Here is a 7105-nt window from a genome sequence, read left to right as displayed (position 1 = left end):
TAATTTATGGCAATCTATAATTTACCTGTTTTGTTCTGTTCTGTTTTTCTCCTCTATTTTCTGACTTTTTTCCTAGACTTTAAATTTTTCCTTAACGATCGCTTGACAATCAAGACAGTCGCTACAAGATCGGCGATCGCACTCGCGGACAATTTGGCGATATTTAGCTACACAAGTATCAAGTAAATATTGCATAAATTCAATTAAAAATATTAAACTGAAAATATGGTTTCATCAGGTGGCAGCAATTCGTTTCGATAGGACTCAAAGGTAATACTATCTGCAAAACCTTGATGTTGCAAAATTAGATTTGACCAAGTTCTAGTTTTGTTTTCTAGAAATGTAACTAATACAGTGCCTTCGTGAATGTCCTTTGGTATTTCAGCAAGTTGGATCTTTCCATCCTTATAAATTCCCTGAACGGTTTTTAGCATGGATTAACCTCTATCAATTGTGCCACAAGAAACCGCTTGTTATTATCCAAGAAAATAAATGTTACTCATAAATCTTACTACGATGAGCGATCAGAATAATATTAACCAAAACTACTTCATCATCAATGGAATAAACAACTCGATAATCTCCAACTCGATAACGATAATAACCTGAATAATTACCTTTTAATGGCTTAATATTAGGATGAAAACTAGGATTTTCTTCAAGTGTTTGAAAACATCTTGCTAATTTTTTCGCTAAGGTTTTATTGCTTTTAGCAAAAACTTTTTCTGCCTCTAATGATAATTGAACTTTATACGTCATCTCTAATCATCCGCCAATCTTTTACCTTCCCTTCTTGAACTTGTTGTTTTGCTTGTTCAAAAGCAGATTCAAACCCAGAAATTTTTAATAATTCTTCTGTTGCATCTTCATTTTCATCATTAAGTAAATCACGTAAAAATTCAGCAATAACTATTAGTTTTTCTGGAGATAATTTATCAATATTTTGTTTGACTTGATTACGCATTTGAGTTGTATTCATAATCTATATGCCTCATGACTATTCTTAGTATATCATGACTCGCTGTAATAATCGTGAATTTCGCTTAACTTGCTGATAATTTAGTAAACTAAACTAAGATTAGAAGTATCAGGACAAAGCAATATTAATTTTTCTGATTCTAGGGAAACTAACGCTTAATTTTGTAGCAAATTGGAGACAGGCATAAATATCTTCTCTGGAGAGGGAAGGATATTCTTCTAAAATTTCTTCAATGGAATCTCCTGCTGCCAAAAACTCCATCACGGTTTGTACAGAAATTATTGTGCCAGCGATAATGGGTTTTCCATTGCAAATATCTGGATCAACTGTGATAGAACTTTTCATGGGGGTTTCTTCATTTTGATCTAATAATAATGGAGATAATGAAAAAAGTGATTTCATTAATTTTATTTGACGGAAAACTTTGTAGAAATAATAATTTTAACTCAGTTTAATAGCTTTATTATAACTTTAATTGACTTTCTGTTGCCAAAATATTAGGACATAATGGTATTATGTCTCTACGATTGTGTTACAAACTTGCACTAAATGCCTTGATAAGAAATATTTTTTATTGGTGTAAATCCCTTACAAGTTATAACAAGTTATACTTTAGAGAAGAGAAAAGAGACACCCACCACTCCATTCATACCATATTCCATCACGAAATATCCCAATATATTCCCCCTCTCTCGGGAGGTGTCCTTTTTTGCTGGTACTAAAAGAAAGGTCAGAATAATTTAACCAATTCTCATCTTTTTTTCTCCAGCCGACTTTATCTCCTAGTTTGCAGTAGATATCGTAATCATAGCTTCCGTCAAGTTTACCACCTAATTCAATCCAGATTTGTTTCTGTACAGAAAAACCAAATCTGTTTTGAGAGTATTTTAACCACAATTGGTCAATAATGCGTAACTCCTCTTGGGGAAAATTGCGACAGCTATCAAAATCTAAATAACCTTCTTTTTCTCTGTTAGCACACTTTAACATTAATTGTGCGGTTTCTTGGTCTGCTTCCTGCCATTTCTTAGCAAACAGTAAATCTGATAGCTTAGTATAATCAATTCCTAAACCTGACTTTAATTCTACTAGTCTTCGGGGGGGTAAAGCGAGGGAAATAGGCGTAAAATCGCTACTATCAACCCGAATATCTTGAGGATTGTTAGCATATTCTGTCGCATTCTCAGCAATTATATCTAATTGATGTTTTAACTGTCTTTTCCCTTCCCTCAAAACATCTTCTTCCACTCCATGAAATTGCATCGGATTCAAAAGAATCTGGTCAATTTGAGCGAGAGTTTGAGATTTTTGTTGAAATATATCCCAAAGTTCCTGCAATGGCCGTTGTTGCCGTTGTAAAGTCATCATATCAATCGCCTTCAACCCCCTCGGAAAAGACAGTAAATCTTGATAAGGCTTACAAATCACTTGCAAAATACTGGGCGACTGCCGTAGGTAAGCCGGAAAATTGAGGGCATAATTAAGGGCATCTTCAGGGTTTGTCACCAACAAACCATCACCGCCTTTACGATAACATCGCGCTTCAATCTGCACCTGGCTATTTTTTGCCAATTGTGAAAAAGTTGATTTTAGCTCAAGATTAGCTTCAAGAGAGCCATTACCAGGAACAGGCGAACTAAAGGACATTTGCGCGTTGAGGGTGGCATCAACTTTTTCCTTAGTTTCCCTGTTACTAGAAACAATCTTAATGGTACTGATAAACTCACCACCAGGAATAATCCCAGCGATATATTCATAACCAGCCACCTGATAAAAGTCATCTAGTCCATTTTCTTTAAGAAAATTACGTATTCTGGGACTTAAATCAACTTCCTCAAGCATTATTGGTGCTTCGCGTACTTTCACATACAACACCGAAAAAGTAGCAAATTCCTCAGTTTTTTCGCTAGATTCCAGAGAAACCTTCGCTTTGAGAGAAGCTTGTCCCGTAAACCAAGAAGCATTCAAACTCGCGCTGGCATCTATGCCCAAAACGCTATTTAATTCAGCAGTAGATGTTACTCTTTGGAATGATAACTCAGCGATCGCACCTTTTTTTTCACCTGCAACAACCTTTCGTTCATAAGTAACATATTTATCGTAAATCTTGCCTGTAAGCGGATTATAGCCGAATCCTTCGATCATTCCCTCACAATAGTCTCTGGTGATTTGCAGCATTTGGTTTTTAATATTTTGTAAGGTTAAAATAGTGCAATATTATGATTACCAATTATCAGCATAACTATGTCCACAGCCTTTTCAAAACTAGGCGTTTCAATATAGCTAGAATTGTGCAAGTGATCAAAATTAGACTGGAAATCAGCACTAGAAAAAAACGCAATCGGAAATAATCTGCCAAACCCTAAATACTGGTAATTATACACAAAAATAACGCTTTAGTCCAGCCCATAGCGATCGCCATTCTTGTCTGTTAGCTTAATAATTCGTTGTCTTCCTTAACATAATCTATAGGAATAATGGTGATCTTTATATTACACTGCAATAATTGGCGATCGCACTAATAACTTTGAGCCTGAAAATTATTGGGAATATCCAACTCGAAAACTTGATCATGAATACGAGCCACATAAAGCCCTTCTTGCAGAATTTTCTCGCGTAATTCGTTAGACAAATCAACAGAGGCTAATATGCCATAAAGTCGTTTGTCTTTGTGTTCAGGAAAAAAGTTACGAAACCGTTGTAAAATACTTTTTAATTGAGTAATAGAATCTTCCCTTGCATGACTTTTAACCTCAACAATATAGGCAGTATTTAGCTCACCATTAGCATAGGCAAGAACATCAATTTCCATGTGTTGTCCTCCCTTACTAACTCGCACACTGGGACTGATAACTTCCATCCCAAATTGTTGTCCCAAAATAGTTTCCATTGAAGGCAGGGCAAGACCTTCGGTAAAACTGCCAAATTTTGCACCGAGTCCCCCAATTTGTTTACCTAATTCTTTGAGTTGGCGGTCAGTTGCCTTCTGTTGTTCGGCATTCTCCTTCTGTTGCTGACTAACTTCTTTCAATAGTATGTCAGTTTCTTTTTGAGCAGTAGCTAATTCTGCTAACAGTTGCCATACATCTTCTGATGTTGCCATAAACACTTTTTCTCCGTAATAATGTTTATTATAATCTGCCAAATTTAAAAAATCTGGTAAATCCTAAATACTGGTCATTATACACAAAAATAACGCTTCAGTCCACTCCACCACAGCGCCATAAGTATCTCCTGTATGTCCACCCAACTGATAATTAAACCAAGCTGCGGTAACAACAGAAATCACACTTCCAGTCAAAACCATCCCCACAGATAAAACTAATTTCTGCGGATTAATTAACCAAACAACAGCACTCAAACCTAACAATAAAAATAAACTTGGTAATAAATCTAAATAAGAACGAATCGCTTGTTTATGAACCGCACCTTTACCAGTCGGTTTCAGATAAGGGTATTGACAAATAGCCATTTGTTGTCCCCAACGTCCCCACCCACAAGCAGCCATTAATACAAAATAATGGTTTTCAGCTATCTCTGTTAAAGCTGTTGTTTTCAAAATAATAATCACAATAGCGGACATTGCCCCAAACGCACCAGTAGCACTATCCATCATTACCTGCAATCTGCGTTGAGGATCACCTACCGCTAAACCATCAGCGGTATCCATCGCTCCATCTAAATGTAACCCTCCTGTTACCGCTATCCACGCAGACACTACCAAAGCATTCCGAGTTAGCACAGGGACACCCAAATAATTCATCCCTGTATCTAACCCACCTAAAATTCCCCCAATCATCAACCCAATTACTGGCGCAAAACAAGCAACCTTTTGGAAGTCCAAATTTTGCAGATAGGGTAAGGGAATAGCAGTATAGAAAATCACAGCCGCAACTGAATTTAGGAATTGCTGTTGCCACCAGCGCAAAACGTTAGCCATACTTTAGAAAGAGTTCAATTAGCCAAATACTTCCAGTATTCATGAATATAAATGTTCTCATCATAAATTCCTTCCAGACTGACAATCCACCGCCAATGATTAGCCGATCGCCTCCTAAACTTGATATTTTGGAACTATGGGAAATTAACAATCCATCTCATTGATTGTCTGGCTGCGTTGTCACTCACCTTCCATAACCCGCTATTTCTCTATGAGTCATCATCTACCCCACACCAAAATACCAGCCCCGTGCATAGTCAACATGGGCATAGTTGTTAACAAACTCGATATCCACCAATTGCTGCGTGATTTAGGTAGAGTCCACTACATTTACACCCAAGAAAACAAGCTACTGAGTGAGGGTGACGGAGATGTAATGGAAGTATTCGCTAATTCCCATCGGTCTACCTTAGTCACCAACCATGCACTATATGTGAATGTGGATAGTTTTGATTATCTGGAATTAAAACAATCTCCACAGCAAGAAACCTACTTCGACTTGATTCAAGAGCAAATGTGTTTACGCTTAATTCCCCTTTCCACACCTTTGCAAGCCCGACGCGATCGCCAATTTAACGTTACTGCGATCGAAGAAATGATGGATCAAGTCTTAGCAGCTAGATGGGATGCGGAAATTGATGACGACTGCTGTGATTCTTTTTAAAGGAGTCAGCACTATGGCTAACGCCACACTACGCTATCGACTTCGCTCAGTGACCGTCAGGAGAAAGAATGAGGTAGAAGTAGGACTTACGCATAATTCATGGAATAACGAACCACAGAGGCACAGAGAACACAGAGAAATGAGGGTTTGAGGGATATTTTGCGTAATTCCTGAGAAGAAAGGAGGTATCACAAAACCTTAACTAAAGAAATCATATCCTCTTTGGGGTCATAGTGGATTGCGGGGTATGACCCTCACAAGACAAAAACCCCCACGAACGCCCTAAGTAACACCAAAAATGTTAAGTTGATGGATAAATTCACCTAATTAGTATTTTTGCTTTGAGCGCCAATTTTTCCTTTGAAAGTCTCGCTACCTGTAGCCAGACCAAAGCTAGAGCCGGAATATTTTCTACTCCCCACGGAATTGTAGAAACACCCAGGTTTATGCCTGTGGGAACATTAGCTAATGTCAAAACTATCACTCCTGCCCAATTGGGAGCAACAGGAGCGCAGATGGTTTTAGCTAATACCTATCATTTACATCTCCAACCGGGAGAAGCTATTGTTGCTGGTGGTGGTGGATTACATAAGTTCATGGGTTGGTCTGGTCCCATGCTCACCGATTCCGGTGGATTTCAGGTTTTCAGTCTGAGCGAAATGCGGAAAATTACTGAAGAAGGTGTAACTTTCCGTTCTCCTCATGATGGGCAAATCATTAAATTAACGCCAGAACGCTCTATTGAAATTCAGAATATTTTAGGGGCGGATGTGATTATGGCTTTTGATGAATGTCCCCCCTATCCTGCCACTCGTCAAGAAGTAGAAGCCGCAACAGACCGAACCTACCGCTGGTTAAAACGCTCTATATCCGCCCATCAACGCCCTGATCAGGCATTATTTCCCATTGTCCAGGGGGGAGTATATTTAGACTTACGCGCCCGTGCTGCTCAAGAATTGGCGCAGTTGGATATGCCGGGATATGCCATTGGTGGGGTGAGTGTGGGTGAACCAACGGATTTAATGGCGCAAATTGTCCAAACTACAGCCCCGCTGTTACCAGTGAATAAACCCCGCTATTTGATGGGTGTGGGGACTTATCGAGAAATGGCGATCGCCATCGCTTCTGGTGTAGATTTATTTGATTGCGTTATTCCCACCCGCTGGGCTAGACATGGAACAGCTATTGTGTCCGGTGAACGCTGGAATATCAAAAATGCTAAGTTTCGTGAAGATTTTACACCATTGGATACAACTTGCCCTTGTTATACCTGTGAAAATTTCAGTCGTGCTTATTTATCTCATTTAGTGCGATCGCAGGAAATATTAGCTTATACTTTGTTGACTATTCATAACATCACCGAACTGATTCGCTTTACCCAAAAAATTCGCGCATCTATTTTGAGCGATCGCTTTGTCACAGATTTTGGTCATTGGTTAGAACCATCAGAAATTGAACTAGCAGTCTGTCAATCCGAAGATGATCGGTGAAGGGAAGCAGGGAAGTGGGGGTGGGGGAGGTG

At 38.7% G+C, this 7105-nt stretch carries 10 protein-coding genes; 2 read left to right on the top strand and 8 right to left on the bottom strand.

Annotation, left to right across the window (positions count from 1 at the left end):
* Positions 1 to 72: 72 nt before the first annotated feature.
* The 8 genes from IQ228_RS27210 to cobS form a co-directional block, all read right to left on the bottom strand.
* Positions 73 to 195 carry a hypothetical protein gene (locus tag IQ228_RS27210; RefSeq protein WP_255549986.1) on the bottom strand — a complete coding sequence of 41 codons (123 nt, stop codon included), beginning with the start codon at positions 193 to 195 and terminating at the stop codon, positions 73 to 75.
* A gap of 17 nt (positions 196 to 212) precedes the next feature.
* Positions 213 to 434 carry a hypothetical protein gene (locus IQ228_RS17385; protein WP_027403257.1) on the bottom strand — a complete coding sequence of 74 codons (222 nt, stop codon included), beginning with the start codon at positions 432 to 434 and terminating at the stop codon, positions 213 to 215.
* Between the two features lie 61 nt (positions 435 to 495).
* A complete protein-coding gene (locus IQ228_RS17380; RefSeq protein WP_053540729.1) occupies positions 496 to 759 on the bottom strand; it encodes a type II toxin-antitoxin system RelE/ParE family toxin in 264 nt (87 codons plus the stop codon).
* Entirely contained in the window at positions 749 to 979 is a 231-nt protein-coding gene (locus IQ228_RS17375) for a hypothetical protein (RefSeq protein WP_039200252.1), read from the bottom strand. The genes IQ228_RS17380 and IQ228_RS17375 overlap by 11 nt, the downstream gene beginning before the upstream one ends.
* Positions 980 to 1087: 108 nt before the next feature.
* Positions 1088 to 1381, bottom strand: coding sequence for a DUF433 domain-containing protein (locus tag IQ228_RS17370; protein ID WP_228043925.1), 294 nt, complete (start codon positions 1379 to 1381; stop codon positions 1088 to 1090).
* 210 nt (positions 1382 to 1591) lie between these two features.
* Positions 1592 to 3157 carry a GUN4 domain-containing protein gene (locus IQ228_RS17365; RefSeq protein ID WP_228043924.1) on the bottom strand — a complete coding sequence of 522 codons (1566 nt, stop codon included), beginning with the start codon at positions 3155 to 3157 and terminating at the stop codon, positions 1592 to 1594.
* Between the two features lie 340 nt (positions 3158 to 3497).
* The gene (locus IQ228_RS17360) at positions 3498 to 4082 is read right to left on the bottom strand and encodes a DUF3782 domain-containing protein (RefSeq protein ID WP_035082551.1); all 585 of its coding nucleotides are present in this window, start codon (positions 4080 to 4082) and stop codon (positions 3498 to 3500) included.
* Positions 4083 to 4145: 63 nt separating this feature from the next.
* Complete coding sequence (gene cobS, locus IQ228_RS17355; protein ID WP_027403252.1) at positions 4146 to 4919, bottom strand: adenosylcobinamide-GDP ribazoletransferase; 774 nt, start codon at positions 4917 to 4919, stop codon at positions 4146 to 4148.
* 211 nt (positions 4920 to 5130) lie between these two features.
* Between cobS and IQ228_RS17350 the strand changes: the two genes are divergently transcribed.
* Positions 5131 to 5583 carry a hypothetical protein gene (locus tag IQ228_RS17350; protein WP_027403251.1) on the top strand — a complete coding sequence of 151 codons (453 nt, stop codon included), beginning with the start codon at positions 5131 to 5133 and terminating at the stop codon, positions 5581 to 5583.
* A 341-nt stretch (positions 5584 to 5924) separates the two neighbouring features.
* A complete protein-coding gene (gene tgt / locus IQ228_RS17345; protein WP_027403250.1) occupies positions 5925 to 7073 on the top strand; it encodes a tRNA guanosine(34) transglycosylase Tgt in 1149 nt (382 codons plus the stop codon).
* Positions 7074 to 7105 lie beyond the last annotated feature (32 nt).

It is taken from the genome of Dolichospermum sp. LEGE 00246, from assembly GCF_015207865.1.
In the GTDB taxonomy this organism is placed as follows: Bacteria; Cyanobacteriota; Cyanobacteriia; order Cyanobacteriales; family Nostocaceae; genus Dolichospermum; species Dolichospermum heterosporum.
This window is presented reverse-complemented; position numbering and strand designations above follow the sequence as displayed.